The following is a 26,377-nucleotide window of genomic DNA, read 5'->3' as shown; positions in this document are numbered from 1 at the left end:
CATGCGCTTTCTGGTTCGCCTGATCACGACGTTGCTCGGCCTCGCCGTCGCCGCTGCCGGGGCGCTGCTGGCGATCGAGGCGGTTGCCGCGCTGGTCCGACCCGGTGCGGGCGGTCTGGTCGTCCCCTGGGAGCGGGTCCACGCCGCGCTGAGCGTGGTGTCGTGGGACGACGCGCCGGTCCGGGTGAGCGCCGCGGTGCTGGTCGTGGTCGGGCTGCTCCTGCTGCTGATCGCGACCACCTCCGGTCGGCGGGACATCCGGCTGCACGACCCGGCCCCGGAGGTCACCGTGACGACCGATCCGCGCTCGCTGGCCCGGCTGGTCGGCCACCAAGTGCGCGACCAGGACGGGGTCGCCACCGCCTCGGTGACCGCGAGCGCCAAGCGCGTGCAGGTCAGGGCCAGCTCCCAGTTCCGCGAGGCCGGGGACCTGCGCGGCCGGTTGACCGAAACCGCCGAGCACGCCGTCCAGGACCTGCCGCTGCGCAGCACCCCGAAGGTGCTCGTGCAGGTGAGCACGCCCAAGGAGCGGCGATGACACCCCTGGTACCGAGTCCCGCTCAACCGCACCTCAGGGGACCGTGATGCAAACCAGCCACAAGAAACCCCGAAACGCGAGATCAACCTGGACGCAACCACCGCTGAAAGGCGAGGAGGGGCGGGACAGCGGGACGGGACGGCCCGAGATCAAGCCGAGCACCACCCCCACCGGGCGCGGCCTGGGCTTCGAGCGCGGCGTGGTCGTGGTGGTCGCGCTGCTCGCCGTGCTGATCGGCGCCGCCGTGCTGCTGGTCGGGACCGGCTGGCTCGGCCTGTTCCGGGCGCAGCGCCCGCTGGCCGACCCGATCCTGGTCGAGTGGCTGAGCGCCAACTCCCGGCTCGCCCTCGCGGTCGCGATCGTGCTCGGCATCGTGCTGTTCGTCCTGGGCCTGTGGTGGGTGGTCCGGGCGCTGCGCCCGGAATCCCGGCCGGACGTGCGGCTGGAGCGCGGCAGCGGGGAGCTGACGGTGACGGCCGCGGCGCTGACCGAGGCGGTGCGCGCGGACGCCGAGCAGGTCACCGGCGTCAACCGGGCGCGAGTGCGGATGGCCGGTTCCGAGCAGCGCCCGTCGCTGCGGCTGACGCTGTCGCTGCAGGAGGGCACCAACGTCCGGCAGGTGTGGGAGGAGCTCGACGGGAAGGTGCTCTCCCGCGCTCGCGAAGCGCTGGGCACGGAAACGCTGCCCACGGCGATCCGCCTGCAACTGGACCGGGCGCCGCGCCAACGCGTCCGCTGACCGAGGAGGTCCGCTGTGCTCCCCCTGCAGCCGCCGGTGAAACCGATGCTGGCCAGCCCGACCGACGGCATCCCGCGCCGGGGCGACCTGCTGTTCGAGCCCAAGTGGGACGGCTTCCGCTGCCTGGTGTTCGCCGACCCGCAGGCCGACACCCCGGTGCGGCTGCAGTCCCGCACCGGCCGGTCGCTCGACCGCTACTTCCCCGAGGTGCTGACCGCCGTCGCCGAGCACCTCCGGCGGCCCGCGGTGCTGGACGGCGAGCTGGTGGTGATCCGGCGCGACGAGGTGGGCGACCGGCTGGACTGGGACGCGCTGGGCGAGCGCATCCACCCGGCCGCCAGCCGCGTCCGGGTGCTCGCCGAGCAGACCCCGGCCACCTTCATCGCCTTCGACCTGCTCGCGCTGGACGACCGCGACCTCACCGGAGCCCCGCAGACCGAGCGCCGCGAGCTGCTCGCCGGGCTCGGCCTCGACCACGCCCGGCTGCGCACCACGCCGGTCACCGACGACCCGGACACCGCGGCGGAGTGGTTCCGGGTGTTCGAGGGCGCGGGCCTGGACGGCATCATCGCCAAGCCCACCGGCGGCACCTACCAGCCCGGCAAGCGGACCATGCTCAAGATCAAGCACTCGCGCACCGCCGACTGCGTGGTGGCCGGGCTGCGCTGGCACGCCAAGACCGAACCCGGCACCGCGGTGGGGTCGCTGCAGCTCGGCCTGCACGACGAGCACGGGGTGCTGCACCACGTCGGCGTCGTGGGTGCGTTCCCGGCCGCCCGGCGGCGCGAGCTGGCCACCGAGCTCGCCGAGCTCATCACCGACGGCGAGCACCCGTGGGTGGGCCCGAACGCGACGGGCCGTCGGCTGCCGGGCTCGGTCAACCGCTGGAACAGCAGCGAGCAGCCGTGGGTGCCGCTGCGACCGGAGCGGGTCGTCGAGGTCTCCTACGACCACACCGAGGGCGGGCACCCCGCCCGGTTCCGCCACACCACCCAGTTCGTGCGGTGGCGACCGGACCGCGACCCGGAGTCCTGCCGCTACGACCAGCTGGACGAGCCCGCGCGCTACGACCTGGACGCGGTGCTGCTCGGCGACGTGGACCGCGAAACTCGTTCGAACGGGTAATGTCCGTGCCGTGCACATCGCGGTGATCGGTTCGGGCGGTATCGGCGGGGTTCTCGCGGCGGCGGCGCACGCCGCCGGGCACGAGGTGACGTTGTGCGTGCGGACCCCGTTCGACCGGTTGACGGTGGAGACCCCGGAAGGCACCGGGGAGGTCCCGGCGGCGGTGGTGACCGACCCCGGCGCGGTGGGCCCGGTCGACTGGGTCCTGCTGACCACCAAGGTCCAGGACGTGCCGAGCGCGGCGGGCTGGCTGCAGCGGCTCGACGACGGCCGCGCGCCGATCGCGGTGGTGCAGAACGGAGTCGAGCACCGCCAGTCGGTCGCCGGGATGGGCCTGCGCGGCCCGGTGCTGCCCGCGCTGATCTACGTCGCGGCCGAGCGGGTGCGCCCCGGCCACGTGGTGCGCCGCTCCCCGGTGACCGTGCAGGTCGAGGCCGGGCCGGTCGGCGAGCGCTTCGCGGAGCTGATCTCCGGCGGACCGCTGACCGTCCGCACCACCGGGGACTTCCGCACGGCGGCCTGGCGCAAGATGCTGACCAACCTGGGGCCGAACCCGATCACCGCGCTCACCCTGCGCCGCCTCGACGTGCTGGCCGACCCCGACGTCCAGGAGCTGTGCGCCGGGGTGCTCGCCGAAGCCGTCGAGGTCGCGCGCGCCGAAGGTGCCGAGCTGACCCAGGCCGACGCGAAGCAGGTGCTCGCGGACTACATCGAGAAGTTCCCGCCGACCAACGGCACGTCGATGCTCTACGACCGGATCGCGGGCCTGCCCACCGAGCACGAGCACATCACCGGCGCCCTGGTCCGAGCGGCAGCCGCCCACGACCTCCCGGTCCCGCTCAACAAGACCCTCCTGACCCTGATGCGGGCCCTGCGCCCGACGAAGCTCCCGGCGGTGTGACTCCACGCGATTTCCATTGAGGTTTTTCCAGCCTCGTTCTGCGTGGCGGTGCCGGTGGCGGTGCAAGCTGCGAGGGTGGGCTATGCGCCTAGCGGCGCATGCGACACCTGCCGACCGGTGCCGGACGCCCTTCGCAGCTGCGGTCCACGGACAGGATGAACAAGTTCAATGGAAATCGGACCTCCGATTTCCATTGAAATCGCGTTCCGGGCGGTCAGTTGGCGCCGGTGTCCTCGGGTTTCGGGCCGGACTTCGTCGTGCCGACCGAGCCGACCGAGGCGATGACCACGCAGGCGATCGCCACCCACTGCCAGGTGCCGAGGAGCTCGCCGAGGACCAGCAGACCCGCCAGGGCCGCGACCGCCGGTTCGAGGCTCATCAGCACGCCGAAGACCCGCGGGGGCATGCGGCGCAACGCTTCGAGCTCCAGCGAGTACGGGATCACCGAGGACATCAGCGCCACCACCAGACCGGCGACGAGCACCGCCGGGTGCAGCAGCGACGTGCCCGCCTCGGCGATGCCGAACGGCGCCGCCACCAGGGCGCCGAACGCCATGCCCAGGGCGAGACCGGAACCACCGGTGGTCCGGCTGCCGAGCTTCGCGCCGACCAGGATGTACCCGGCCCACATCGCGCCCGCCAGCAGCGCGAACCCGACGCCGATCGGGTCCAGGCCGCCCTCGACGCGCGCCAGCAGGAACACGCCGAGCCCGGCCAGCACCGCCCACAGCACGTCCAGCTTGCGGCGCGAGCCGAACACCGCCACCACCAGCGGGCCGAGGAACTCGATGGTCACCGCCGCGCCCAGCGGGATCCGCTCGAAGGCCTGGTAGATGCAGACGTTCATGCCCGCCAGCACCGCGCCGTACCCGGCCACCACCGCCAGCGTCCGCCGGTCCATCCGCAGCGACGGGCGCCAGACCGCCAGCAGGATCAGCGCCGCGAAGGTCAACCGCAGCGCCACCACCCCGGACGCGCCCGCCATGGTGAACAGCTGCTTGGCGAAGGCGGCACCGACCTGCAGGCTGATCACGCCCACCAGCACCAGCATCGGCGGCGGGATCGCCCCGAGAGCTCGCGCCGGGGCCTGCCCCCAGCTGAACAGCGGTCGCCTGCCCGACGATGCGCCCGAGCCGATCTGCGCGACGTGCACGTTGCCCCTTCGCACTCCGAGATTCGCCTACTGCCGCACGTTAACGCGGCGGATCCCGGACGCCCAGCGGATTGTCAGGCCCCTCACCGGGGCCTCACCTCGATCATGCGATGCTGACCGGGTTCCGCCACCGCGCTTCGCCGAGGAGTACCCGTGCCGCGCACCACTCACCGGGCCGGGGCCGCGCTGCTGCCGTTGCTGCTGGTGGTCCTCGCGGCGTGCTCCGCCGGCCCGTCGGACCGCCCGGCGGTCGCCTTCCAGGACGGCGATCAGCAGGTCGCACCCGCGCCGCAGCCGCCGAAACCGGCCCCCGTCCCGGAGCTCGGCGGACCCAGCGACGACATGCTGCTCTGGTCGGACTGCACCGACCAGACCCGCGCGGAACTCGGCGGTCTGCCCCCGGGCATGACCGCCAGCTGCTCGCAGCTGCTCAGCACCCTCGACTCGCCGGAGGCCCCGGAGCGCGGCACCGCGCGCAACGCGCTGCTGCGCATCGGCTCCGGCGAGCGCGTGCCGCTGGTGGTGGTCGGCGACGTCGGCGGCGAGCCCGGCACCACGTTCGCCGCGCGCATGGCCACGCAGCTGCCCGAGCTGCTGAACACCTTCGACATCATCGGCATGGACCGGCGCGGGACCGGCGAGTCCGATCCGGCCGCCTGCGTGCCGCAGCCGCAGCGCGAGGCCATCGTCGACTTCGACGCCCGCGCCACCGACCGCGCCGACCTGGACCGGCTGCTGGACTCGGTGCTGCAGGCCAGCCAGGAGTGCCTGCTCGACCTCGACGAGCGGCTGCAGGCCTACGACACCTGGCGGGCCGCGTCCGACCTCGAAGAGCTGCGCCTGGACCTGGGCGTGCCGAAGCTGCACGCGATCGGCCGCGGCGAGGCCTCCCGGCTGCTGACCACCTACGCCGAGCGCTTCCCGACGTCGGTGGGCCGGATGGTGCTCGACGGCGCGCCGGACCCGACGCGCGATGCGATCGGGCAGGCAGAGCACCAGGCGCAGACCGCCGAGCAGGTCTTCGACGTGTTCGCGGCGGACTGCGTCAGCCGCGGCTGCCCGCTGGGTCCGGAGCCGCGCAAGGCGGTCAGCGACCTCGTCGAGCGCACCCGCCACCAGCCGCTACCGGCGCCGGGGACCTCGGTCGGCAGCGGCCGCGTGGTGCAGGCGATCCTGCTCGGGCTGTCGGACCGCAAGACCTGGCCCGCGCTGGCCGACGCGCTTGCCGCGGCGAACCGCGGGGACGGCGCGGGGCTGGCGGGGATCAGCGCGCCGCTGGTCACCGCGCAGGGCAGCAACCCGCCGTGGCTGGACGGCGAGCTGATCACCAGCTGCAACGACACCACGCTGCGGGTGCCGCCGCAGCGCAGCGGCGAGCTCGCGACGGACTGGGTGAACAGGTTCCCGCTGTTCGGCGGGGCCGCCGTGCAGCGGCTCGTGTGGTGCGGGTCGTGGCCGGTTCCGCAGCAACCGCTGCCCGCGCCGCGCCGCCCCGACCTGCCGCCGATCCCGGTGATCAGCACCGCGAACGACCCGCTGGTCCTCGAGGCGGGCAGCGAGCACATGGCCGAGCAGCTGCCCACCGGGGTGCTGGTCCGCTGGCAGGGCTCCGGGCACGGCGCCGTCGGCCGCTCCCGGTGCGCCACCGACGCTGTCACGCGCTTCCTGCAGCAGGGCACCGTGCCGACCGACGGCATGGCCTGCCCGGAGTGATCCCGCAAGCACCCCGGGCAGACCCGCGCCGCTCAGCCGCAGCTGGAGCAGCAGCCACAGGAGGGACCGGTGCAGCTGCCGCAGCAGCTGCAGCCACCCTGGGCTTGCGGAGCGCGCTCGACTTCGGTGCGGACCATGTTGGCCTCCCGCTTCGTGGCGAATACCAGCAGTTGCGATGGTGCTCGCCAACGGAGCAACGCCGATACCGCTGCCCGAGCGAACCGGTGTCCGCCAACGAGCTGATCAGGATCTATCAATCCATTGCAATCCGTAGTCGGTCACGAAACGCGCGCGACGAATCGGACATCCGGGTGACATGATCGGGTCCCCGACCGAAGGAGCGCCGTGCTCGACCGCGCCATCCTGCTGATCACCGGCATCCAGGCCGCAGGCAAGTCCACGATCGCGCAAGGCATCGCCGAACGGCTGCCGCGCTCGGTGCACCTGCGCGGCGACACCTTCCGCCGCATGGTGGTCGGCGGCCGCGAGGAGATGTCCGGGGCGCCGTCCGACGAGGCGCTGCGCCAGCTGCGGCTGCGGTACCGGCTGACCGCGCAGACCGCGGACGCCTACTTCGCCGAGGGCTTCGCGGTCGTCGCCCAGGACGTCGTGCTCGGCGAGCACCTGGCCGAGCTGGTCGAGCAGGTCCGCAGCCGCCCGCTGCTGGTGGTCGTGCTCGCGCCCGACGTCGAGGCGATCGCCGAGCGCGAAGCGGGCCGCGGCAAGTCCGCCTACGGCACCTGGGCGATCACCGAGCTCAACGAGGTCCTGCACGAGCAGACCCCGCGGCTGGGCCTGTGGCTGGACACATCCGACCAGACGCCGGAGCAGACCGTCGAGGAGATCCTGCGCCGCTGGCCCGAAGCCGTGGTCTGACGGCCCGCTCAGAACGGGGCCGCGTACTGGACGTCCTCCGGGTAGTGGTCGTAGGGCGGGTAGGTGGTCTGCACCGCGCCGTTGCCGATCAGGCCGAGCACGCCCAGCACGATGAACACGACCAGCAGCACCCGGCCGCCCTTGGACATCACCAGCGGCCGCGTGCCGGGCGACTGGCGCGGCGGGTTCTCCTCGGCCTTCGCCTCGCCGAACAGCATGCGCGGGTAGGCGCCGGTGAGCAGGTAGAAGTAGGCGTTGGTGCGGTAGCCCCAGCGCAGCACCGCCGCGGTGGCGTCGAACACCGGGCGCGGGGTGCGCCCCAGGACCAGCACGACCAGCCAGATGAAGAACGCCAGCACGGCCCAGCCGTGGGCGACGACCGCGCTGACGACCGCGGCCGGGATCACCAGGACGATCCGGAACAGCACCGCCCACCGGTTCAGCTCCCCCGGCCGGAGGTCCACCCGGACCGGGTAGTCCGGCTCGTCCAGCAGGAACGGCGGGTAGCGGTCGACGAGCAGCAGCTGGGAGGCCGACACCCGCGTCTGGTACCCGATGTAGAGATTCAGGAACTCCGCGATCCAGCCCGGCAGGCGGCCCAGCACCAGCGCGGCGAACCAGCCGATGATCACCACCACCGCGGCCGCGATCGAGACGAACCACAGCACGACGAAGTGCGGGATCAGCAGCAGGATCCGGAGCAGGACGGTCCAGCGCCGCTGCCGCTCGGGCGGCACGACGTCCAGCTCCGGCCGGAACAGGTCTGCTGGCTGCGCGGTCATCGGCACCTCCCGTCCTAAGTGGAGCGAACAGCAGCGTACCCAGCGACACCGGAACCGGCAGATCGTTCGCGGGGCGTCCCGGAGGCGCTACGGTGTTGCGCGTGGAGCGCGGCGAGCGGGACGACCAGACCGACGACCTCGACGGGCTCGACCCGGAGGATCCCGAGGTCCAGGCCTTCGCGGCGCACCGCGACCGGATGCGGCGGCCGAACTCCGAGGCCACCGTCGAGGGCATGCTGCGCGGCGTGGACGACTTCGCCCAGAGCGCCAACCGCGCCGACGGCCACCGCCGCCTGGTGGCAGTCCTGGTGGTCGCCCTGATCCTGCTTGGCGTCCTGTACACGATCTGGAACGCCCTCGCCTTCGTCGTCACCACCTTCGCGGGCTGACCCCGCGGTGGTGTTCGACTCGATCTGGGCCCGCGGCGGTGCAGTCGATCTCGGCACGGATTAGCGTGGAAGCATGGATGCAGGTACCCCGAAGGTCAGCAAGACCGATCAGGAGTGGCGGGAGCAGCTCAGCCCGAACGAGTACGCGGTGCTGCGCCAAGCCGCCACCGAACCGGCGTGGCAGGGCGAGTACGTCGACACCAAGACCACCGGGGTCTACGAGTGCCGCGGCTGCGGCGCGGAGCTGTTCCGCAGCGAGACCAAGTTCGAGTCGCACTGCGGCTGGCCGTCCTTCTACGACCCGGCCGACAGCGACGCGGTGATCCTCCGCGAGGACCGCTCGCTCGGCATGGTCCGCACCGAGGTCCTCTGCGCGGCCTGCCACGGCCACCTGGGCCACGTCTTCGAGGGCGAGGGCTACCCCACCCCCACCGACCAGCGCTACTGCATCAACTCCATCGCCGTCCGCCTGGTTCCGGAGGGCTCCTGAACCCCTCCAGTTGCGGAATCGCAACGTGAGATTGTCCGCACCTGGAGCAGCCGAACGGGGTGTTGTGCCAGCGTTTGGCGCATGAGTTGGGAGCAGCTGGTCACCTGGATCGCCGCGGGACTGGCAGTCGTCGCCGTCGGGATCGCCGGGTGGCAGCTGTGGTTGGCCCGCCGCGAGGCCCGCGCGGCCGTGCAGCGGTCGGAGGCGATGCGGCGCTTGGTGGCCGCATCCGAAGCCCACTCGGAGAAGGCGACCAAGGCCGCGCAGAACGCCCGCGCGCAGGCCGAGCGGGCGTGGGAGCAGATCAAGCTGGCGCAGGCTCAGCTGGACGAGGCGAGGCAGGAGCGCCGGGCCAGCACGCAGACCGAGCAGTGGGAGTGGGCCTACGCGGTGACCACCAGCGCCCGCGAGCTCGTCGACAGCAGCCAGGAGCTGATCCGCACCGCGCTGGACGCCCAGGTCGCGCCGCACTACCGGGTGGCCGCCGACCGGCACTACCGGCAGACCGCGCAGCGCTGGCAGGAGACCGTGATCAAGGCGGTGGCGCGAACCTCACCGCCGCTGGAGACGCAGCAGCAGATCGTCAAGTTCGTCGACGTGCACCAGCGCCTGCACGGGCAGCTCGGGGTGCTGCTGCGCGCGGTCGAGACCGACACGCTGTCCGAGGGCGACGCGCTGAGCCGACAGGTCCTGGGACTGCGCCAGGAGCTCAACAGCGTGCACCGGCACCTGCAGCGCACCATCAGCGCGAGCCTGTCCACCCCGGACACCCCGACCCAGCAGATCGCCCCCGCCAAGTGACCGGGCGGGGCCGGAGCCCGCAGGCCGCCGACGCGACGATCAACCGACGACTTCGACCTTGCACGGCAGCTTCGGCGCGCGGGACAACTCCGCATCGGCGGTCAGCAGCGGAACATCGAGGCTGGCGGCCAGTGCGACGTGCAGCGCGTCGCAAAAGCTGATCGCCCCGCGCAGCTCCCGTGCTGCATCAGCCAGGGCGGACGTGGGAGCAACGGCGGTCCACCAGGCTGCGCACCGCACGGATCACCGATGAAGCGACCTCTTCGGCGTCGATGAGGTGGGGCGCATGGCCTTCGGCTTCGCTCGAACGCGCTACTTCGGCGCCAACCCTCAGGGCAGGCGGGTGACCAGGTCGGTGACGTCGACCCGGTGGCCCGTGTAGAACGGGATCTCCTCGCGGACGTGCAGGCGTGCCTCGGTGCCGCGCAGGTGGCGCATCAGGTCCACGATGCGGTGCAGCTCGTCGGCCTCGAACGCCAGGATCCACTCGTAGTCGCCCAGCGCGAAGGACGCCACCGTGTTCGCCCGGACGTCCGGGTAGTCGCGGGCCTCCTTGCCGTGGTCGGCGAGCATCTTGCGGCGCTCGTCGTCGGGCAGCAGGTACCACTCGTAGGAGCGCACGAACGGGTACACGCAGATGTACTTGCGCGGCTCCTCACCGGCCAGGAACGCCGGGATGTGGCTCTTGTTGAACTCCGCGGGGCGGTGCAGCGCCACGTTGCTCCACACCGGCTCGGACGACTGGCCGAGCGGGGTCTCGCGGCGGAACCCGGTGTAGGCGGCCTGCACCTGCTCGATCTGCTCGGCGTGCCACCAGATCATGAAGTCCGCGTCCGCCCGCAGGCCGGAGACGTCGTAGACGCCGCGGACCACGACGCCGGACTCGGCGAGCGAGTCCAGGTACTCCTGGGTGACCTGGGCCGCCTTGGCCCGGTCCTCCGGCAGGGTGCCCTGCTCGATCCGGAACACCGACCACATGGTGTAGCGGATGGTGTCGTTGAGCTCGTTGTAGTTCAGCCGCGCCATGTCCTCATCGTCCCACTTCTCGAGGGTCCCCCGGCACGAGGGCCCGCGTGATCTCCATCGCCGCGGCCTCCCCCGTCGCGACGCACGCCGGGACCCCGACGCCGTGCAGCGCCGCCCCGGCGACGGCCAGGCCGGGCACCTCGGCCACCGCCCGCTCCACGTCGGCGACCAGGTCCAGGTGGCCCACGCCGTACTGCGGCAGCCCGCCGCCCCAGCGGACCACGACCGAGTCCACCGGTCGCGCCGCGATCCCGGTCAGCTCGGCGAAGTCGGCCAGCACCCGGCGCTGCACCTCGGCGTCGTCCAGCCGCAGGTCCGCGGTCTCGCCGAAGCGGCCGACCGAGCCCCGCACCAGCAGCTCGCCGTCGGCGCCGCGCAGGTGCGGCCACTTGTTGCTGGAGAAGGTGAAGGCCTTCGCGGTGAACGGGGTCCCGTCCGCGTGCCGCTCGCCGCGCGCGATCAGCACGCCCGAGGCGTTCGGCAGCTCGACGCCCGCGGGGAGCGCGAAGCCGACGACGATCATGGACGCCAGCTCGACCTCGCCGAGCTTGACCGCCGCCGCCGGTGCGACGTCCTGGAGCAGGCGGCGCGCCGAAGGCGCGGGAACCGCCAGCACGACCCCGTCGACGTCGAGGCACTCCGGGCTCGGTGCGGCGCCGATCTCCAGCCGCCACCCGGACCCGGTCCGGGCCAGGGCCCGCACCGGCAGCCCGAGCCGGAGCTGCGCGTCGGCGGCGATCAGCAGCTGGTCGATCAACCGGCGGTAGCCGTTGTGGAAGGCGCCGAACACCGGCAGCTTCGGGGCGTCCGGCTTCGGCGCGGGCAGCGCCGAGGCGGCCGCGGCGGTGATCGACTCCGCTCCCGCGTCCAGCGCCGCCGCCAGGGCCGGGATGGTGGCCCGCAGCCCGAGCCGGTTCGAATCGCCCGCGTAGACACCGCCGAGCAGCGGCTCCACCAAGCGGTCCACGACCTCGTCGCCGACGCGACCGCGCAGCAGCTCGCCGACCGACGCGTCCGCGCCCTCGAGCCGCAGCGGCGGCAGCTCCGGCTCGGCGCGGACAACCGACAGCCCGGAGTCGGACAGCACGTCCCGCACCGACTCGGGCCCGGCCGGAACGCCCATCACGGTCCCGGTCGGCAGGCGGCGCGTGCGACCGCCCGCGTGCACGGTGGCCGACACGCCGCCCGGGTGCACGACGTCGGCCGCCACCCCGAGCTCCTCCGCGAGGCGAAGCACCTCGGGGCGCCGCGCGAGGAACGCCTCCGCCCCGACGTCGTAGGCGCGCCCGGCCAGCTCGACCGTGCGGAGCTTGCCGCCGATGCGGGAGGACTGCTCGACCAGGACGATCTCGGCCTGCGGCCCGAGCTCCCGGCGCAACCGGTGGGCGGCGGCCAGCCCGGCGATGCCGCCGCCGACGACCGCGACTCGAGGTGCCATCACCGCTGCTTGCTCGTGGTGTGGACGAGCTCGACGACCCGGGTCAGCACCTCCGGGTCGGTGGTCGGCAGCACCCCGTGCCCGAGGTTGAAGATGTGCCCGCCAGCTGCTTCGCCCTCGGCGAGGATCCGGCGCACCTCGCGCTCCACCGCGTCCCACCCGGCGAACAGCACCGCCGGGTCGAGGTTGCCCTGCACCACCGGCTCGCCCGCCCCCGGGACCGCCGCGCGCAGCCGCGCGGCGGCGTCGTCCAGCGGCACCCGCCAGTCCACGCCGACCACGTCGGCCCCGGCCGTCCGCATCGCGCCGAGCAGCTCCCCGGTGCCCACCCCGAAGTGGATCTTCGGCACGTCCGCGATCTCGGCGACCCCGGCGAAGATCCGCTCGCTGTGCGGCAGCACGAACTCGCGGTAGTCGCGCAGCGACAGGGCACCGGCCCAGGAGTCGAACAGCTGGATCGCGTCGACCCCGGCCGCCAGCTGCGCCTTCAGGAACTCCAGCGTGGTCTCCGACAGCTTCTCCAGCAGCGCGTGCCAGGTCTGCGGGTCGGAGTGCATCAGCGCCTTGGTCCGCTCGTGGTTGCGGCTCGGGCCGCCCTCGACCAGGTAGGAGGCCAGCGTGAACGGCGCCCCGGCGAACCCGATCAGCGGCGTGCTGCCCAGCTCGCCGACCAGCAGCCGGACCGCTTCGGCGACCGGCGCGACCGCGCCCTGGTCCAGCTGCGGCAGCGCGGCGACGTCGGCGGCGCTGCGGACCGGCTCGGCCACCACCGGCCCGGTGCCCGCGACGATGTCCAGCCCGATGCCCGCGGCGTAGAGCGGCAGCACGATGTCGCTGAACAGGATCGCGGCGTCCACCCCGTGCCTGCGCACCGGCTGGAGGGTGATCTCGCTGACCAGCTCCGGGGTCAGGCACGCCTGCAGCATCGGCACGCCTTCGCGGACCCGCCGGTACTCGGGCAGCGACCGGCCCGCCTGGCGCATGAACCAGACCGGGGTGTGCCGGGGGGTGCCACCGCGGGCGGCGACGAGGAAGGGGGCGTCGGCGAGGTCTCGGCGGGCCGAAACCGGTGCGGGATTCGTCATCGGGGGTCTGCGTCCGTACGTCGATCGATCCCGGGAGTACCGCACGGGCGCTGCCTCGGCGGCGGACCGGGCTTGCGCGGCAATCTTCGCACGTCGCCTCGAACGCCTCGCTGGCGAACTCGGTTTGCGCGACGGCCCCGGCGCACCGCTTCCGGTGCCGAGTTGATCGGCGTGCCTCCGCCACAGGTGTGACGCGGCCGCATAGAGTCGGCGGCGTGACGGAGATGGCGGCGGCGCCCGAGGTTTTTCGGCAGGCAGTTGCCACGTTGACGTCGGGCCGCCCGCGCTCGGAGATCGAGCTGTCCGAGGTCGGTCCGCCCAAGCGGCTCGCGCCGTGGGCGCACGCGCTGGCCGCCGAGGCGAACGGCCCGGCCGGCGAGCTGGCCACCGCCCGGCTGGTCCTGCTGCACGACCCGGAGGGCCAGGAGGCGTGGGACGGCGTGCTCCGGCTCGTGGTGTACCTGCGGGCCGAGCTGGACCCGGAGCTGGCGACCGACCCGCTGCTGCCCGCGGTCGGCTGGTCCTGGCTCACCGATGCGCTGGAAGGTTCCGGGGCGGCGTGGACGGCGCTCGGCGGCACGGTCACGCTGACCTCCTCGGCCCGCTTCGGCGACATCGCCGGGCCGTCCCGCAGTCACGACCTGGAGCTGCGGGGGTCGTGGACGGCCACCGACGCCGACCTGGGGCCGCACGCGGCGGCCTTCCACGAGCTGATGGCGAGCGCGGCGGGACTTCCCCCGGAAGGGGTCTCGGTGCTCGGCCGTCGGTCGAACGGCGTTGCGCCGCGCGACTGATCCGACTTCGTCCGATCACCGGCTGTATCGGCTGACTGCACCGCGTAAGGTGCTGCGACAAGCCCGGTGCGCGACACGCCCAAGCCGCGTTTCCATTCGCGAAGTTCCGTCAGAGGCCGCGAAACGGTTGATCACGCAAGTTTTTCACGATACGCATTCACGTTACGTCGATCGGCCACGCTCCGACGTTACGGCGATCGCTCATAGTCACCCAAAAGTGCGACGTGATCATGCTCAGGTAACAACTCGATCGGGATAGATACCCGATTGATCGTCCCGCTGACCCGCTTGGGCGGTTACGCTGCCACCCGACGACACCACTTTCGGTCGATCAGTGGCGCGGCTGATTGGTCGAGAGTCCCGGTGCCGGTCGGGGGGGCACGACCGACTCCAGGGAGGTAGTGACGTGGCTGCCGTCGGCTTAGGTCAGGCCGCTCGAACCACGCCCGCCGGCACGTTGCCGGCCAACATGGTCCCGCACCCGCGGGAAGAGCTGTTCACGGTGCTCGTGGTGGACGACCATCCGCTGCTCCGGGAGGCGATCGCCGCCCGGTTGCTGCAGATGGGCGCCGGCACGGTGCACGAGGCCGCATCGATGGCCGAGGCCAGGGCTCGCGCCCTGGCAACCGGTCCGTGCGACCTCGCGATCCTCGATCTCGGGCTTCCGGACGGGACCGGTATCGAACTGGTCACCGAGCTCCGGAGCCAGGGATGGCCGCGGATCGTGGTGCTCGCATCGTCTGATGACCCGTACGCGGTGCGGGCCGCCTTCCAGGCAGGTGCGCAGGCGTACCTGCTGAAGTCGGCCTCGCCGATGGTGGTCACCGACGGCGTGCGCCGCGTGCTCGACGGCGGGGTGTACGCCGACCCGAGCGTGGCTCCGGTGCTCGCCGCCGGGACCCGCGTGCCGGGGACGGACAACACCCCTCGCGAGCTGTCCGGGCGCGAGGTCGAAGTGCTCCAGTTGGTGGCCGATGGCCGTTCCAACAAGGAGATCGGTGAGGCCCTGAACCTCTCCGCGCTCACGGTGAAGAGCCACCTGTCGCGGATAGGGCGCAAGCTGGGCACCGGCGACCGAGCGCAGATGGTCGCGCTGGCCATGCGGGCCGGCGTGATCCGCTGATCCGGGCGCTGACGCACCTGCACCGGAGCGGTCGGCCCGACGAGCTCGGGCGGAGTGGCCCCACGGCGCGGACCAAAGCACGTAAGGTCTGGTAGCCGTGGAAGCTGCAAGCCCCGAGACCGTCGGGTCCGACCGCCCGGAACCGGTGTTGTTGACCGAACCCACCGACGGCGTGCCGCCGGTGGTGGACACGTCGGCGGCCCTGCACGCCGCCGCGACCGCGCTCGCCGCGGGCACCGGACCGGTGGCCGTGGACACCGAGCGCGCTTCGGGATACCGGTACTCCCAACGCGCCTACCTGGTGCAGCTGCGCCGGGAAGGCGCCGGGACCGTGCTGGTGGACCCGATCGCCCTGGGCGGCGAGCTGGATCCGCTGGTGCCGGCGCTGGCCGACACCGAATGGGTGCTGCACGCCGCCTCGCAGGACCTGCCCTGCCTGGCCGAGCTGGACCTGCGCCCGGCGAAGCTGTTCGACACCGAGCTGGCCGGTCGGCTGGCCGGGTTCGAGCGCGTCTCGCTCGGCGCCCTCGTGGAGCGCATGCTCGGCTACCGGCTGGAGAAGGGGCACAGCGCCGCCGACTGGTCTCGACGCCCGCTCCCCCAGGACTGGCTGGTCTACGCCGCCCTCGACGTCGAGCTGCTGATCGCCCTGCGCGACGCGATGCACGACGAGCTGGAGAAGCAGGGCAAGCTGGAGTGGGCGCTGGAGGAGTTCGAGGCGGTCCGCACCGCCGAACCCGCACCCCCGCGCGCCGAACCGTGGCGCCGCACCTCGGGCATCCACCGGGTGCGCAACCCGCGGCAGCTGGCCGCCGTCCGCGCGCTCTGGCAGACCCGCGACAAGTTCGCCCGCGACCGCGATCTCGCCCCGGGCCGGGTGCTGCCCGACTCCTCGATCGTCCAGGCCGCCCAGGCCAACCCCAAGACCGAGGCCGACCTGGTCGCGCTGCCGGTGTTCGGCGGTCGGCAGCAGCGGCGCCGGGCCTCGATGTGGCTGCAGGCGCTCCGCTCCGCCCGCCGCCTGGAGAACGACGAGCTGCCCGCCCCCGCCTCGCCCAACGACGGGCCGCCCCCGACGAACCGGTGGGCCGACCGCGATCCGGACGCGGCCGCGCGGCTGTCCGCGGCCCGCGCGGCGCTGGCGGAGATCGCCGAGGCCAACCGGCTGCCGGTGGAGAACCTGCTGCTCCCGGACCTGGTCCGGCGGACCTGCTGGGCGCCGCCGGAGGACCGGAGCCTCGCCGCGGTCACGGAGCTGCTGCGCGAGAAGGGCGCCCGCGAGTGGCAGCTCGCGCTGACCGCGGAGGCCATCACCGAAGCGCTGCACGCGACGGCGCCGCCCGCGGAGTAGTTCTCCGCAGCGGAACCTGACGACGTCGACGATGATCGACGCCGTCGGCGCCGCGCGATCAGCATGTGAGACACCCGACAGGGGTGGGCGTGTGGTTACCGGCGGGTAATAAGCGCTAGAGTGCGGTTACCGGCCGGTAAGTCTCCGCGCGGACCCGGCCGAGCACCATCCACCAAGCCAGTGAGGAGCACGCCGTGGCCGCACCTGCGTCGGCACCCGCCGACAGCCGCAGCCGCCCAGCGGTTCGGGACGTGGTCTTCGTCGACGGCGTACGCACGCCGTTCGGCAAGGCCGGTTCCAAGGGCATCTACGCCGAGACCCGCGCCGACGACCTGGTCGTCAAGGTCATCCGGGAGCTGCTGCGGCGGCACCCGGAGCTGCCGCCGGAGCGCATCGACGAGGTCGCCATCGCCGCCACCACCCAGATCGGCGACCAGGGCCTGACCATCGGCCGCAGCGCCGCGCTGCTGGCCGGGCTGCCCAAGTCGGTCCCCGGCTTCGCCATCGACCGGATGTGCGCGGGCGCCATGACCGCGGTGACCACCGTGTCCAGCGGCATCGCCTTCGGCGCCTACGACGTGGCGATCGCGGGCGGCGTCGAGCACATGGGCAACCACCCGATGGGCGAGGGCGTCGACCCCAACCCGCGCTACGTGTCGGACAAGATCGTCGACCCGTCCGCGCTGATCATGGGCTCGACCGCGGAGAACCTGCACGACCGCTTCCCGACGCTGACCAAGCAGCGCACGGACGCCTACGCGGCCCTGAGCCAGCAGCGCTACGACGAGGCGCTGCGGGCGGGCAAGATCACCCCGGACCTGGTGCCGGTGTCCACCCGCTCCGCCGAGCAGGGCTGGGGCCTGGCCACCACCGACGAGCCGCCGCGCCCGGGCACCACCGTGGACGCGCTGGCCGGGCTCAAGACCCCGTTCCGCCCGCACGGCCGGGTCACCCCGGGCAACGCCGCGGGCCTCAACGACGGCGCCACCGGCTGCCTGCTGGCCGACGCCGACACCGCCGCCGCGCTGGGCCTGCCGGTCGGCATGCGGCTGGTCGGCTACGCCTTCGCCGGCGTCGAGCCGGAGGTCATGGGCGTCGGTCCGGTGCCGGCCACCGAGAAGGCGCTGGAGCGCGCCGGGCTGAGCATCGACGACATCGGCCTGTTCGAGATCAACGAGGCGTTCGCGGTCCAGGTGCTGGCCTTCCTGGAGCACTTCGGCATCGCCGACGACGACCCGCGGGTCAACCCGTGGGGCGGCGCGATCGCCTGCGGCCACCCGCTGGCCTCCTCCGGCGTGCGGCTGATGACGCAGCTGTCCCGCCACTTCGCCGAGCACCCCGAGGTCCGCTACGGGATCACCACCATGTGCATCGGCTTCGGCATGGGCGGCACGGTCATCTGGGAGAACCCGAACTACAACGCTGGAGGCGAGCAGTGACCGAATTCGCCGCGCTGTTCCCGGACGAGGTGGTCACCAAGGCGCACACCCGCCTCGTGGACGTACCCGGCCTGTCCGGCAAGCTCGCGCTGATCACCATCGACAACGGCCACGACCACACCCGGCCGTCCACCTTCGGCCCGGGCGGGCTGGAGAGCCTGAACGCCGCGCTGGACGAGGCCTTCGCCGCCGAGCCCGCGGCCATCGCGGTCACCGGCAAGCCGTTCATCTTCGCCGTCGGCGCGGACCTGTCCGGCATCGGGCGGATCACCGAGCGCGAGCACGCGCACCTGATCGCCAAGACCGGGCACGACGTGTTCCGCCGGCTCACCGAGTCGAAGATCCCGACCTTCGCGTTCGTCAACGGCGCGGCCCTGGGCGGCGGCCTGGAGCTGGCGCTGTCCTGCCACTACCGGACGGTGTCGAAGTCCGCGGGCATGGTCGCGTTCCCGGAGTGCTTCCTCGGCCTGTTCCCGGGCTGGGGCGGCACCCAGCTGCTGCCGAACCTGATCGGTCCGGACGCCGCGGTCACCGTGATCATCGAGAACGCGCTCAGCCAGAACCGGATGCTCAACCCGAAGAAGGCCCAGGCGCTGGGCATCTTCGACGAGCTGCTGGACAGCCCGGACTTCCTGGAGGAGTCGATCCGCTGGGCGGTCCGCGTGGTCAACGGCGAGCAGACCGTCTCGCGCCCGGAGATCGACCGCGGCAAGGGCTGGGACGACGCGGTGGCCCGCGCCAAGGGCATCGTCGAGTCCCGCACCCACGGGGCCTCCCCGGCGGTGACCAAGGCCGTCGAGCTGATCGAGCTGGCCCGCGGCAACGACCTCGACGCCGGTTACGCGGCCGAGACCGAGGCGCTGGCCGACGCGCTGATGTCCGACGAGCTGCGCTCCGGCCTGTACTCGTTCGACCTGACCCAGAAGCGCGCCAAGCGCCCGGCCGGTGCGCCGGACAAGTCGCTGGCCCGCGAGGTCAAGAAGGTCGGCGTGGTCGGCGCCGGGCTGATGGCCGGGCAGCTGGCGCTGCTGTTCGTGCGCCGCCTGGAGGTGCCGGTGGTCATCACCGACATCGACCAGGAGCGCATCGACCGCGGCGTGGCCTACATCCACGGCGAGATCGACAAGCTGGCCGCCAAGGGCCGCCTGTCGCCGGACGCGGTCAACAAGCTCAAGGCGCTGGTCACCGGCTCGCTGGACAAGGCGGCGTTCGCCGACGCCGACTTCGTCATCGAGGCCGTCTTCGAGGAGATGTCGGTCAAGCAGCAGGTGTTCGCCGAGCTGGAGGAGCACGTCTCCGCCGAGGCGATCCTGGCGACCAACACCTCGTCGCTGTCGATCACCGAGATGGCCTCGAAGCTGCAGCACCCGGAGCGGGTCGTCGGCTTCCACTTCTTCAACCCGGTCGCGGTCCTGCCGCTGCTGGAGGTGGTGCGCGGCGACAAGACCGACGACGCGGCCCTGGCCACCGCGTTCAAGGTCGGCAAGCAGCTGAAGAAGTCCTGCGTGCTGGTCAAGGACGCCCCGGCGTTCGTGGTGAACCGGCTGCTGACCCGCTTCATGGGCGAGGTCATCGCCACCGTCGACGAGGGCACCCCGTTCGAGGTCGCCGACAACGCCCTGGAGCCGCTGGGCCTGCCGATGACCCCGATGGTGCTGCTGCAGCTGGTCGGCCCGGCGGTCGCCCAGCACGTCAACGAGACGATGCACGCGGCCTACCCGGACCGGTTCGGCATCAGCGCCAACATGCAGCGGTTCGTCGAAGCCCGCAAGACCGCGGTGTGGACCACCGACGACTCCGGCAAGCAGGTCGTGGACCCCGAGGTCGCGGCGCTGTGGGAGCAGGGAGACAAGCCGTCCACGGCCGAGCAGGTCCGCGAGCGGGCGCTGAACGCGCTGGCCGAGGAGATCCGGATCATGCTCGACGAGGGCGTGGTCGCCGAGGCGCAGGACATCGACCTGTGCATGATCCTCGGCGCGGGCTGGCCGTTCTGGCTGGGCGGCATCACGCCGTACCTGGACCGGGCGGGCATCTCGGAGAAGGTCAACGGCAAGCGCTTCCTCGACCCGGGCGTGGCCTCAGTCCCCGCCTGACCGGAGTGAGCTGAAGCGGGGCCGGGACGGATACGTCCCGGCCCCGCTCCGCGTTCGGATGGCGTTTCTGCTGTGCAGACCCCACCAATCAGCCAAAGCTGAGCCCTACGAGCGCGGGTGGGGCGGAGTGTCGCTGGCAGGGTGGATTTCGATACCTCCGCCGTCATTCAGGACGACTTGGCGTCCTGGGTAGGCGCGGCGGGCGATCTCGACGTCACGTTCGTCGAACTCGCCGCTGAAGATCAGGATGCCCGCCACGAGTTCGGCCTTCTCCGCTCCGCTGGGCCAGCGGTATGCCCAGGCGTCGATGTCGAACAGCTCGTCCGGCGGCGGCAAATCCGGTCCTGGCACGAAATCTCCTTCGCAGCACGGCCTTCTCAAATCGAGAGGCCATTCCAGCTTCCGCTTGGGGTATTCGGACGCTGCTCAGTTCGGCCTTATCGCCGTACCGGGGTAGACCCGGCCTCAGGGCGCGGCGGGGAGTTGGACGGTCACTGCCAGGCCTCCGGTGGGGAGGGCTTCGGCGTGGACCCGGCCGTGGTGGGCTTGGGTCGCTGCTTGGACGATCGACAGGCCGAGGCCCGCTCCGCTGCGGGCGGTTCGCTCGACCCCTGCTCGGCGGAACGGTTCGAAGAGGGCGTCCACCTGGTCCGCCGGGATCCGCTGGCCGGAGGAGGCCACCCGCAGGGTCGTCCACCGCGGATCGCTGCCGATGGTGATCTCCACCCAGCCGCCGTCGACGTTGTGCCGCACCGCGTTCTCCAGCAGGTTCCCGGCCACCCGCTCCAGCAGCGCCGGGTCGCCCACCGCGAAGGCCGGTTCGCCGCTGCACGTCACGCGCAAGCCGTGCTGGCGGACCTCCGGCTCCACCGCGCGGCGCGCTCGCCCCACCACCTCGGTGAGGTCCACCGGTTCGCGCACCGCCAGCTCGACGCCTTCCGTGCGGGCCAGCAGCAGCAACGCCTCCACCAGGCGTTCCGCGCGGGCGGTGGCCTCGCGGACCACCTCGGCCATCCGGCGCAGCTCCGCCTCGTCGGCGTCCGGGTCGGAGAGCGTGACCTCCAGCTCCGTGCGGATCACCGACAGCGGGGTGCGCAGCTCGTGGCTGGCGTTGGCGACGAAGCGGCGCTGGGAGTCGAAAGCCGCCTGCAGCCGGTCGAGCATCTCGTCGAAGGTGTCGGCGAGCCGGGCCACCTCGTCGCGCGGACCGCTCAGTGCGATCCGCTCGTCCAGCGACTCCGCCGAGAGCTGCCGCGCGGTGGCGGTGACCTCGTGCAGCGGTCGCAGGACCCGGCCGGTCACCGTCCACGCCAGCAGCGCGGCGGCCAGCACCACGGCCACGAACGCTCCCCCGCCGATCAGCAGGACCTGCTGGCGCGCGGAGTCGCGCAGCGCTTCGCCCAGCAGCGGCGCGGGCACGTCCACGCCGTGCACCCGGACCACCGTGCCGTCCGGCAGCTGCGGCACCGCGGCCACCACGTTGCCCACCAGCACCCAGCCCAACCACAGCAGCAGGCCGCTGACGGCGGCGACCAGCCCGGTCGCCAGCAGCGTCAGGCGGAGCCGGAGGCCGGGCCCGCGGCGGGAGAACGATCGGGCGGCCGCGCGCATCCGGTCAGCCCCGCGCGTGCTCGGCGCGCCCCGCCGACGGCACGCGGTAGCCGGAGCCGACCACGGTTTCGATGATGCCCGGCTCCCCCAGCTTCTTGCGCAAGGTCATCATGGTGACCCGCACCGTGGTGGTGAACGGGTCGGCGTTCTCGTCCCAGACCCGCTCCAGCAGCTCCTCGGAGCTCACCACCGCTCCCCCTGCCGACAGCAGGACCTCCAGGACGCCGAACTCCTTGCGGGTCAGCTCGATCTCGCCGTCGCGGCGGCGCACCGTGCGGCGCGCCGGGTCCAGCTCCAGCTCCTGCGCGGTGAGCAGCGGCGGCTGGGCCGGGGTCGCGCGCCGCCCCAGCGCCCGCACGCGGGCGACCAGCTCGGCGAAGGCGAACGGCTTGGCCAGGTAGTCGTCGGCGCCCAGGGACAGCCCGGCGACCCGGTCGGCGACCGTGCCGCTCGCGGTGAGCATGAGCACCCGGGTCAGCGCGCCGGAGTTGATCAGCTGCTGGCACAGCTCGTCGCCGGACATGCCGGGCAGGTCCCGGTCGAGCACCACCACGTCGTAGCGGGTGATCGACGCCTTCTCCTGACCGCTCTCGCCGTCGTAGGCGACGTCCACGGCCATGCCGTCCCGGCGCAGCCCGCGAGCGATCGCGTCGGCCAACGGCTTCTCGTCCTCGACGACCAGGATTCGCACGCCCTCACCCTGCCACAACGCGCAGACCCGCAGATCGAACTCGTCGTGAGCGGCGGGTTCTCACCGCCGCTCACGACGGATCAGCCGTTGGCGGCCGGGCGCTCCGCGTCCGCCGCGACCCGCAGCGGGACGCGCGGGCCGCCGAACTTGGCCAGCCACCCGGTGATGCGGTGTGCGATGTCCTGCTCGGTGAGGCCGAGGTCGGCCAGCACCTCCTCGCGCGAGGCGTGGTCCAGGAACTCGTTCGGCACCGCCAGGTCGCGCAGCGGGACGTCCAGCTCCGCGTCGCGCAGCGCGGCGGCCAGCGCCCAGCCGAAACCGCCGTGCCGACCGCAGTCCTCCAGGGTGACCACCAGCCGGTGCCGGGACGCCAGGTCGACGACCTGCTCCGGGACCGGCACCACCCAGCGCGGGTCCACCACGGTGACCTCGACGCCCTGCGCGGCCAGCCGCTCGGCCGCGGCCACCGCGAGCTTGCCGAACGCGCCGACCGCGACCAGCAGCACGTCGCCCTGGCCGCGCCGCAGCACGTCCACCCCGCCGATGCGCTCGACGGCGGGCACCTCCTCAATCACCGAGCCCTTGGAGAAGCGCACCACGGTCGGCCCGTCGTCGACGGCGACCGCCTCGCGCAGCTCCTCGCGCAACGTCACCGCGTCGCGCGGCGCGGCGACCCGGATGCCGGGGACCAGGCCCAGGATCGACAGGTCCCACATGCCGTTGTGGCTGGCGCCGTCGTCGCCGGTGATGCCGGAGCGGTCCAGGGTGACCGTGACCGGCTGCTTGTGCAGCGCGACGTCCATCAGCAGCTGGTCGAACGCGCGGTTGAGGAACGTCGAGTACACCGCGAACACCGGGTGCAGCCCGCCCATCGCCAGCCCGGCCGCCGAGGTCATGCCGTGCTGCTCGGCGATGCCGACGTCGAAGCAGCGGTCCGGGTAGGCCTCGCCGAACTTGCGCAGCCCGGTCGGGCCGAGCATCGCCGCAGTGATGGCCACCACGTCGGGCCGCTCCGCGCCGATCTTCACCAGCTCGTCGGAGTAGACGTCGGTCCAGCTCTTCGGGGCCGGCTTGGTCGGCAGCCCGGTCTCCGGGTCGATGACCTTGACCTGGTGCATCTGCTCGGCCTCGTCGTTCTCGGCCGGGGCGAAGCCGTTGCCCTTGCGGGTCACCGCGTGCACGATCACCGGCCCGCCGAAGGACTTGGCCATCTGCAGCGCGTGCTCCATCGCGCGCAGGTCGTGGCCGTCCACCGGGCCCAGGTACTTGATGCCCAGGTCGGAGAACATCACCTGCGGGGCGAAGGCGTCCTTGATTCCGCTCTTGGCCGCGTGCAGCCCGGTGTAGAGCGAACGGCCCACCACGGGCAGGTTGCGCAGCGTGCGGCGGCCGCTCTCCAGCGCCTTCTCGTAGCTCGGGTTCAACCGCAGCGCGGCGAGGTGCTCGGCCAGACCGCCGATGGTCGGGGCGTAGGAACGGCCGTTGTCGTTGACCACGATCACCACCGGGCGCTCCTGGTCGGCGGCGATGTTGTTCAACGCCTCCCAGCACATCCCGCCGGTCAGCGCGCCGTCACCGACCACGGCCACGGCGTGCCGCTGCTCACCGCGCAGCTGGAAGGCGCGCGCCATGCCGTCGGCGTAGGACAGCGCGGTCGAGGCGTGGCTGTTCTCCACGTGGTCGTGGTCGCTCTCGGCGCGCGACGGGTAGCCGGACAGGCCGTCCCGCTTGCGCAGCCGGTCGAAGCCGTCCTGCCGACCGGTGATGATCTTGTGCACGTAGGCCTGGTGGCCGGTGTCGAACACCACCGCGTCGCGCGGCGAGTCGAACACCCGGTGCACGGCCAGGGTCAGCTCCACCGCCCCCAGGTTCGGTCCCAGGTGACCACCGGTGCGCGAGACCTTCTCGATCAGGAACTGCCTGATCTCCTCGGCCAGTTGCGCCAGCTCAGCGTGCTTAAGGCGCCTGACGTCGGCCGGACTGCGCACGGACCCCAGCAGCGTCACCGCTCCACCTCACTCATCGTGCTGGTCGGGTTCACTCGCATGCCGGGGCCGGGCTGGCTGCCTGGCTCCGCCGCGATACATGGTGCGCCCAGTCTACGGAGCGGGCTACCGGCAGCCCGGCGCGGTGTGCACCCCCTCCCGCCACCCGCCGGCTAAACGGAACCGGTTCGTACCGGTACCGCCGAACGGCCGCTGTTGCTAGCGTTCGGCAATCAGTCGAGGAGGCGCGATGACCGATCCCGGGGGCCGCAAGGCCGAGCTGGAGGCCCGCAACGCGGCCATGCGCGAACAGGTTTCGTCGCTGCTGGAGGGCCTGCAGCGGCAGACCGCGCAGCTGCGCGAAGCGCAGGACGCGGCGATGGCGGCGACCGGCGAGGCGACGTCGGCCGACGGCCTGGTGACCGTGCGGGTCAACGCTGTGGGCATCGTCACCGACGTGCAGATCTCGCCGTCGGCGTTCCGGTCGAGCACCCCGGAGAAGCTGGCCCGCAGCTTCCGCGAGGCGGCGCAAGCAGCCGCGCACGACGCGCGCGGCAAGGCGGACGCGGCGCTGGCCCCTGTGCAGGAGAACGTCCCGGACCTGCCGGACCTCTTCCCCGGCACCCCGTCGCTGAAGGACCTGATGCCCGCCCCGCCGCCGGAGCCGACCACCCGGGTCCAGCCCGACGATCCGGACGACGACTGGGAGCCCCCGTCCGCCTTCCGGAAGGACCCGTGGTGAGCGGTTTCGACGTCGACCCCGAGGCGTTGCGCGGCGCCTCCCCCAAGTTCGACGCGGCAGCCGACAAGCTGCAGTCCGCGCTGGACAAGCTGAACGCCGCGCTGCAGGCCGAGGGCAAGTGCTGGGGCGGGGACCAGGCCGGGCAGGAGTTCGGCAAGGACTACGAGCCGGGCTCCACCTCGGCCCTCGACACCTTCTCCGGGCTCAACGGGGCCCTGCACCAGATCCGCGGCGAGCTCGACGCCACCGCGAACGACTGGGACGCGGTCGACGAGGGCAACGCCGACAGCTTCCGCTGAGCACTGGGGGGACCCGATGGGCATCGAGATTCCGGACGCGGTGAAGTGGCTGACGCCGATCGTGGTGGGCGCCGACTGGCCGGAGGGCGACGAGACCGCGCTGCGCCGGGTCGCCGAGGCGTGGACGGCCGCGGGCAAGGACGTCGAGGACGTCATCCAGGAGACCGAGGCCGCCGTGCAGGCGGCGCTGGGCACCATGCAGGGCCAGACGCACGACGCGTTCGAGCAGTTCGCGAAGAACTACGTCAACGGCGACGCCGGGCACCTGCCGGACCTGAAGAAGCTCTGCGAGGCGCTCGGCGAAGGCGCCGACGGCGCCGCGCTGGAGATCGAGTACACCAAGATGAGCATCATCGCGGCGCTGCTCGTGCTGGCCGCGCAGATCGCCGCGATGGTCGCCTCGGCGGTGGCCACCTTCGGGGCGAGCACGGCCGGGATCCCGGTCGCCCAGGCGGCCACCCAGCTGACCGTGCGGATGTTCTTCCAGCAGCTGCTGCAGAAGATCGGGCAGCAGGTCCTGCTCAACGTGGCGATCAACGTCGGCATCGACGCCGGGATCCAGGGCGTCCAGGTCGCCAAGGGCGACCGGCGCAGCTGGGACTGGTCCAACACCGGCAACGCCGCGGTCTCCGGTGTCGCGGCGGGCCTGGCGGGCGGTCTGGTCGACGGCGTCGCGCCCGGTGTCGGCCAGCAGGTCGGCCGGGACCTGATGGGCAACGCCACCAAGAACTTCACCGAGGCCGCCGCCTACGGCGCCGCGCGGGGCGCGCTGTCCGGGATGCTCGGCAACACCATCAACAAGGGCATGCACGGCGAGCTGCCCAGCTGGGGCGACTTCACCTCGGGCGCCATCTCCGGCGGTGTGGGCGGCGCGACCGGCGGCATGCAGGGCAGGCACGAGGGCTTGAACGCGACGTGGGAGGGCAACGGTCGCGGCGACGCTCCGGGCGGCGGCGAGTGGACCTCGGGCTCCAACACGCAGGGCTGGCGGTTCCGGACCGACGAGGGATCGGTGGCCGGGGCCAATGTGGACAGCCCCTACAGCAGCGGGTACAACTCCGGGACGGCCGGTCAGCACATCAACGTCCCGGGCGGCCCGAACAACGTCAACAGCAACGACTACGGCCAGGTCGGCGAAACTCCCCAGCGGCCGCCGGAGAAGCTCGACCTCCCGGAACCGCCGAAGGAGTAGG

At 72.6% G+C, this 26,377-nt stretch carries 27 protein-coding genes; 17 read left to right on the top strand and 10 right to left on the bottom strand.

Annotated features, from left to right (window positions below):
* Position 1: 1 nt before the first annotated feature.
* Genes F1721_RS23190 through F1721_RS23175 form a run of 4 tightly spaced genes read left to right on the top strand, consistent with a single transcriptional unit; the run spans position 2 to position 3,303 of the window.
* On the top strand, positions 2 to 538 hold the full coding sequence (locus tag F1721_RS23190; RefSeq protein ID WP_150068874.1) for a DUF6286 domain-containing protein: 537 nt from the start codon (positions 2 to 4) through the stop codon (positions 536 to 538).
* 46 nt (positions 539 to 584) lie between these two features.
* Positions 585 to 1,277 carry an alkaline shock response membrane anchor protein AmaP gene (amaP, locus tag F1721_RS23185; RefSeq protein ID WP_150068873.1) on the top strand — a complete coding sequence of 231 codons (693 nt, stop codon included), beginning with the start codon at positions 585 to 587 and terminating at the stop codon, positions 1,275 to 1,277.
* A gap of 15 nt (positions 1,278 to 1,292) precedes the next feature.
* The gene (locus F1721_RS23180; RefSeq protein ID WP_150068872.1) at positions 1,293 to 2,402 is read left to right on the top strand and encodes an ATP-dependent DNA ligase; all 1,110 of its coding nucleotides are present in this window, start codon (positions 1,293 to 1,295) and stop codon (positions 2,400 to 2,402) included.
* Positions 2,403 to 2,412: 10 nt separating this feature from the next.
* Entirely contained in the window at positions 2,413 to 3,303 is an 891-nt protein-coding gene (locus tag F1721_RS23175; protein WP_170301580.1) for a 2-dehydropantoate 2-reductase, read from the top strand.
* A gap of 214 nt (positions 3,304 to 3,517) precedes the next feature.
* Here the strand turns inward: F1721_RS23175 and F1721_RS23170 are convergent, their stop codons facing one another.
* Entirely contained in the window at positions 3,518 to 4,456 is a 939-nt protein-coding gene (locus F1721_RS23170; protein WP_425474415.1) for an EamA family transporter, read from the bottom strand.
* Between the two features lie 153 nt (positions 4,457 to 4,609).
* Here F1721_RS23170 and F1721_RS23165 point away from each other — a divergent pair, with 153 nt between their 5' ends.
* Positions 4,610 to 6,169, top strand: a complete 1,560-nt coding sequence (locus F1721_RS23165) for an alpha/beta hydrolase (RefSeq protein WP_150068871.1) — start codon at positions 4,610 to 4,612, stop codon at positions 6,167 to 6,169.
* 345 nt (positions 6,170 to 6,514) lie between these two features.
* Positions 6,515 to 7,045, top strand: coding sequence for an AAA family ATPase (locus F1721_RS23160; RefSeq protein WP_211840587.1), 531 nt, complete (start codon positions 6,515 to 6,517; stop codon positions 7,043 to 7,045).
* An 8-nt stretch (positions 7,046 to 7,053) separates the two neighbouring features.
* On the opposite strand, the gene F1721_RS23155 is transcribed toward F1721_RS23160, so the two are convergent.
* Positions 7,054 to 7,827 (bottom strand): DUF4389 domain-containing protein, encoded by a 774-nt coding sequence (locus F1721_RS23155; protein WP_150068870.1) that lies wholly within the window; start codon positions 7,825 to 7,827, stop codon positions 7,054 to 7,056.
* A 92-nt stretch (positions 7,828 to 7,919) separates the two neighbouring features.
* Here F1721_RS23155 and F1721_RS23150 point away from each other — a divergent pair, with 92 nt between their 5' ends.
* The 3 genes from F1721_RS23150 (at position 7,920) to F1721_RS23140 (ending at position 9,507) form a co-directional block, all read left to right on the top strand.
* The gene (locus tag F1721_RS23150; RefSeq protein WP_387510174.1) at positions 7,920 to 8,216 is read left to right on the top strand and encodes a hypothetical protein; all 297 of its coding nucleotides are present in this window, start codon (positions 7,920 to 7,922) and stop codon (positions 8,214 to 8,216) included.
* A gap of 73 nt (positions 8,217 to 8,289) precedes the next feature.
* Positions 8,290 to 8,706: a peptide-methionine (R)-S-oxide reductase MsrB gene (msrB, locus tag F1721_RS23145; RefSeq protein WP_150068869.1), complete on the top strand. Its 417-nt coding sequence runs from the start codon at positions 8,290 to 8,292 to the stop codon at positions 8,704 to 8,706.
* Between the two features lie 81 nt (positions 8,707 to 8,787).
* A complete protein-coding gene (locus tag F1721_RS23140; protein WP_150068868.1) occupies positions 8,788 to 9,507 on the top strand; it encodes a YfgM family protein in 720 nt (239 codons plus the stop codon).
* Between the two features lie 39 nt (positions 9,508 to 9,546).
* Here F1721_RS23140 and F1721_RS23135 read toward each other — a convergent pair whose 3' ends face one another.
* The 4 genes from F1721_RS23135 to hemE all read right to left on the bottom strand — a co-directional run bounded on the left by F1721_RS23135 (position 9,547) and on the right by hemE (position 13,056).
* Complete coding sequence (locus F1721_RS23135) at positions 9,547 to 9,747, bottom strand: PIN domain-containing protein (RefSeq protein ID WP_150068867.1); 201 nt, start codon at positions 9,745 to 9,747, stop codon at positions 9,547 to 9,549.
* A 90-nt stretch (positions 9,748 to 9,837) separates the two neighbouring features.
* The gene (hemQ, locus tag F1721_RS23130) at positions 9,838 to 10,533 is read right to left on the bottom strand and encodes a hydrogen peroxide-dependent heme synthase (RefSeq protein WP_150068866.1); all 696 of its coding nucleotides are present in this window, start codon (positions 10,531 to 10,533) and stop codon (positions 9,838 to 9,840) included.
* Positions 10,534 to 10,537: 4 nt separating this feature from the next.
* Positions 10,538 to 11,971, bottom strand: coding sequence for a protoporphyrinogen oxidase (gene hemG / locus F1721_RS23125; RefSeq protein ID WP_150068865.1), 1,434 nt, complete (start codon positions 11,969 to 11,971; stop codon positions 10,538 to 10,540).
* On the bottom strand, positions 11,971 to 13,056 hold the full coding sequence (gene hemE / locus F1721_RS23120; protein WP_150068864.1) for a uroporphyrinogen decarboxylase: 1,086 nt from the start codon (positions 13,054 to 13,056) through the stop codon (positions 11,971 to 11,973). Before hemE ends, hemG begins: the two co-directional genes overlap by 1 nt.
* Positions 13,057 to 13,271: 215 nt before the next feature.
* Here hemE and F1721_RS23115 point away from each other — a divergent pair, with 215 nt between their 5' ends.
* The 5 genes from F1721_RS23115 (at position 13,272) to F1721_RS23095 (ending at position 19,856) form a co-directional block, all read left to right on the top strand.
* Positions 13,272 to 13,850 carry a DUF3000 domain-containing protein gene (locus F1721_RS23115; protein ID WP_170301579.1) on the top strand — a complete coding sequence of 193 codons (579 nt, stop codon included), beginning with the start codon at positions 13,272 to 13,274 and terminating at the stop codon, positions 13,848 to 13,850.
* A gap of 406 nt (positions 13,851 to 14,256) precedes the next feature.
* Positions 14,257 to 14,973: a response regulator gene (locus F1721_RS23110; protein ID WP_010695004.1), complete on the top strand. Its 717-nt coding sequence runs from the start codon at positions 14,257 to 14,259 to the stop codon at positions 14,971 to 14,973.
* Positions 14,974 to 15,070: 97 nt separating this feature from the next.
* Positions 15,071 to 16,324: a ribonuclease D gene (locus tag F1721_RS23105; protein WP_211840586.1), complete on the top strand. Its 1,254-nt coding sequence runs from the start codon at positions 15,071 to 15,073 to the stop codon at positions 16,322 to 16,324.
* 194 nt (positions 16,325 to 16,518) lie between these two features.
* On the top strand, positions 16,519 to 17,763 hold the full coding sequence (locus F1721_RS23100) for a thiolase family protein (protein ID WP_195141563.1): 1,245 nt from the start codon (positions 16,519 to 16,521) through the stop codon (positions 17,761 to 17,763).
* Positions 17,760 to 19,856 (top strand): 3-hydroxyacyl-CoA dehydrogenase NAD-binding domain-containing protein, encoded by a 2,097-nt coding sequence (locus tag F1721_RS23095; protein ID WP_150068862.1) that lies wholly within the window; start codon positions 17,760 to 17,762, stop codon positions 19,854 to 19,856. The genes F1721_RS23100 and F1721_RS23095 overlap by 4 nt, the downstream gene beginning before the upstream one ends.
* Before the next feature lie 105 nt (positions 19,857 to 19,961).
* Here F1721_RS23095 and F1721_RS23090 read toward each other — a convergent pair whose 3' ends face one another.
* From F1721_RS23090 to dxs, 4 genes are all read right to left on the bottom strand, one after another.
* Complete coding sequence (locus tag F1721_RS23090; protein WP_150068861.1) at positions 19,962 to 20,207, bottom strand: hypothetical protein; 246 nt, start codon at positions 20,205 to 20,207, stop codon at positions 19,962 to 19,964.
* Between the two features lie 114 nt (positions 20,208 to 20,321).
* On the bottom strand, positions 20,322 to 21,467 hold the full coding sequence (locus F1721_RS23085) for a sensor histidine kinase (RefSeq protein WP_150068860.1): 1,146 nt from the start codon (positions 21,465 to 21,467) through the stop codon (positions 20,322 to 20,324).
* Positions 21,468 to 21,471: 4 nt separating this feature from the next.
* A complete protein-coding gene (locus F1721_RS23080; RefSeq protein ID WP_150068859.1) occupies positions 21,472 to 22,158 on the bottom strand; it encodes a response regulator transcription factor in 687 nt (228 codons plus the stop codon).
* A gap of 80 nt (positions 22,159 to 22,238) precedes the next feature.
* Complete coding sequence (dxs, locus tag F1721_RS23075; RefSeq protein WP_150068858.1) at positions 22,239 to 24,164, bottom strand: 1-deoxy-D-xylulose-5-phosphate synthase; 1,926 nt, start codon at positions 24,162 to 24,164, stop codon at positions 22,239 to 22,241.
* Positions 24,165 to 24,393: 229 nt separating this feature from the next.
* On the opposite strand from dxs, the gene F1721_RS23070 reads away from it, so the two are divergent.
* The 3 genes from F1721_RS23070 to F1721_RS23060 are packed head-to-tail and all read left to right on the top strand — an operon-like array spanning position 24,394 to position 26,376.
* Entirely contained in the window at positions 24,394 to 24,885 is a 492-nt protein-coding gene (locus F1721_RS23070) for a YbaB/EbfC family nucleoid-associated protein (protein ID WP_150068857.1), read from the top strand.
* Positions 24,882 to 25,184: a WXG100 family type VII secretion target gene (locus tag F1721_RS23065; protein WP_170301578.1), complete on the top strand. Its 303-nt coding sequence runs from the start codon at positions 24,882 to 24,884 to the stop codon at positions 25,182 to 25,184. The genes F1721_RS23070 and F1721_RS23065 overlap by 4 nt, the downstream gene beginning before the upstream one ends.
* 16 nt (positions 25,185 to 25,200) lie before the next feature.
* Positions 25,201 to 26,376, top strand: coding sequence for a WXG100-like domain-containing protein (locus tag F1721_RS23060; protein ID WP_150068856.1), 1,176 nt, complete (start codon positions 25,201 to 25,203; stop codon positions 26,374 to 26,376).
* The last annotated feature ends 1 nt before the right edge of the window (position 26,377 follow it).

Origin of the sequence: Saccharopolyspora hirsuta, assembly GCF_008630535.1 — a bacterium.
GTDB lineage: Bacteria > Actinomycetota > Actinomycetes > Mycobacteriales > Pseudonocardiaceae > Saccharopolyspora > Saccharopolyspora hirsuta.
The sequence above is the reverse complement of the archived record's forward strand: the minus strand, read 5'-3'. Positions and strand labels throughout refer to the sequence as shown.

Bases quoted from the DNA above. Each gene is read 5' to 3' on its own strand.
- F1721_RS23190 (WP_150068874.1), top strand. From the start codon at position 2: ATGCGCTTTCTGGTTCGCCTGATCACGACGTTGCTCGGCCTCGCCGTC.
- amaP (WP_150068873.1), top strand. From the start codon at position 585: ATGCAAACCAGCCACAAGAAACCCCGAAACGCGAGATCAACCTGGACG.
- F1721_RS23155 (WP_150068870.1), bottom strand. From the start codon at position 7,827: ATGACCGCGCAGCCAGCAGACCTGTTCCGGCCGGAGCTGGACGTCGTG.
- msrB (WP_150068869.1), top strand. From the start codon at position 8,290: ATGGATGCAGGTACCCCGAAGGTCAGCAAGACCGATCAGGAGTGGCGG.
- F1721_RS23140 (WP_150068868.1), top strand. From the start codon at position 8,788: ATGAGTTGGGAGCAGCTGGTCACCTGGATCGCCGCGGGACTGGCAGTC.
- hemQ (WP_150068866.1), bottom strand. From the start codon at position 10,533: ATGGCGCGGCTGAACTACAACGAGCTCAACGACACCATCCGCTACACC.
- hemG (WP_150068865.1), bottom strand. From the start codon at position 11,971: ATGGCACCTCGAGTCGCGGTCGTCGGCGGCGGCATCGCCGGGCTGGCC.
- hemE (WP_150068864.1), bottom strand. From the start codon at position 13,056: ATGACGAATCCCGCACCGGTTTCGGCCCGCCGAGACCTCGCCGACGCC.
- F1721_RS23085 (WP_150068860.1), bottom strand. From the start codon at position 21,467: ATGCGCGCGGCCGCCCGATCGTTCTCCCGCCGCGGGCCCGGCCTCCGG.
- F1721_RS23070 (WP_150068857.1), top strand. From the start codon at position 24,394: ATGACCGATCCCGGGGGCCGCAAGGCCGAGCTGGAGGCCCGCAACGCG.
- F1721_RS23060 (WP_150068856.1), top strand. From the start codon at position 25,201: ATGGGCATCGAGATTCCGGACGCGGTGAAGTGGCTGACGCCGATCGTG.